General features: G+C 33.2%; 2 protein-coding genes and 1 pseudogene. 2 read left to right on the forward strand and 1 reads right to left on the reverse strand.

The window, feature by feature from the left end:
* Both FTV41_RS14885 and FTV41_RS14890 read left to right on the forward strand, forming a co-directional pair.
* Positions 1-167, forward strand: a pseudogene (locus FTV41_RS14885) (DNA-binding protein); the annotation flags it as partial.
* A gap of 19 nt (positions 168-186) precedes the next feature.
* Positions 187-330, forward strand: a complete 144-nt coding sequence (locus tag FTV41_RS14890; RefSeq protein WP_179996780.1) for a hypothetical protein — start codon at positions 187-189, stop codon at positions 328-330.
* Between the two features lie 198 nt (positions 331-528).
* Here FTV41_RS14890 and FTV41_RS14895 read toward each other — a convergent pair whose 3' ends face one another.
* Entirely contained in the window at positions 529-888 is a 360-nt protein-coding gene (locus tag FTV41_RS14895; RefSeq protein ID WP_257222000.1) for a DUF4829 domain-containing protein, read from the reverse strand.
* Between the last annotated feature and the right edge of the window lie 300 nt (positions 889-1,188).

Raw genomic sequence — 1,188 nt, forward strand, 5'->3', positions numbered from 1 at the left:
ATAATGAATTAAATATTGCAGAAAATGTGGCAGTGCCACAGCAAGAAACTACAGCATACCACACCCAAACGCTACAGCATGCCACGTTGCAAAATGTGACAGTGCCACAACCCAAAAAACGTAGTTTATTTGGCCGTGTGCTGAATGCCGTATTTGATAATGATTGAGTTATAAGGGAGAAAAGTCATGCCAAAATTGAAAGATATTGCTCTGGGTATTGTGGTTGCTCCTGTACTGATCCCAATCATGCTGATTGCGTCTTACCAGGATAAAAAGGCGCTAAAGAAAGACCTAAATAAACGCCAAAAAGAAAAAGCCCAGGCATCCTGAGTATTCAATTGATCTAATCAAAGTCGTGAAACATTGATCAAAGAATAGGCGTGGAACAGGAAAAATCATAAAAAAAGCCCGAACAGGGATGTTCGGGCTATCAAATAGAAACTACAGCATTGATTTCTATAGATAATTATAACGCATTTCGCATAAGGTGTATTATGTTAATTTTAGGGAAAATAAATAATTATTAGCTTAAGGCCCACTACCCAATCCTGTAATTAGCCAATCAGATTGAGGAGATTTTTTCACAAGAGTAATAAATAAAATATAGTCACCTACTGGACTGCCAGCATCATCTATATGCACGATTTTAACTTTTACCATCACTGAAATAATTTTATAAAATTCTTGATAATACTCAGGTCTACTTTCCGCTGAATCATCATTAATTCTTATTATTTCTAAAATTTTTGAGTCTTTGAAAGAAAGAAATCTTTCAGGACTTTTTAAGTCTTCATATAATTGCGCATCAGGCCAAACATATTTGATTGCTGATTTTCGATCATGTTTAGCAAGTGAATTTAAGAAAAGTATCGTTGTCTGTTTTGCCATTTCATTGTCATAATTCAATTTCTGTTTATATGAATTAAAGATCAGAATTAAACATAGACCTACAAGCAAAATTCCTACTTTTATAATTTTTGGGCGATTTACCATTCTTTTTGAAAACCCTTTCTAACTGCTAATGTTTAACCTTATCAATAAAGTCAGGCACTTATTTAACATAATGGCTGTTATACGAAATAAAAAAAAACCTAGGCACTGCCTAGGTCTTAAATTTAAAAAAATACATAAAGATTAAGGCGCATGACACTTCAATCAAGCTATATTAATAATTACATACCATAGAAA

The organism is Acinetobacter sp. YH16051 (genome assembly GCF_013417135.1).
In the GTDB taxonomy this organism is placed as follows: Bacteria; Pseudomonadota; Gammaproteobacteria; order Pseudomonadales; family Moraxellaceae; genus Acinetobacter; species Acinetobacter towneri.

Coding starts and splice junctions, on each gene's coding strand:
- FTV41_RS14895 (WP_257222000.1), bottom strand. CDS start 888: ATGGCAAAACAGACAACGATACTTTTCTTAAATTCACTTGCTAAACAT.
- FTV41_RS14890 (WP_179996780.1), top strand. CDS start 187: ATGCCAAAATTGAAAGATATTGCTCTGGGTATTGTGGTTGCTCCTGTA.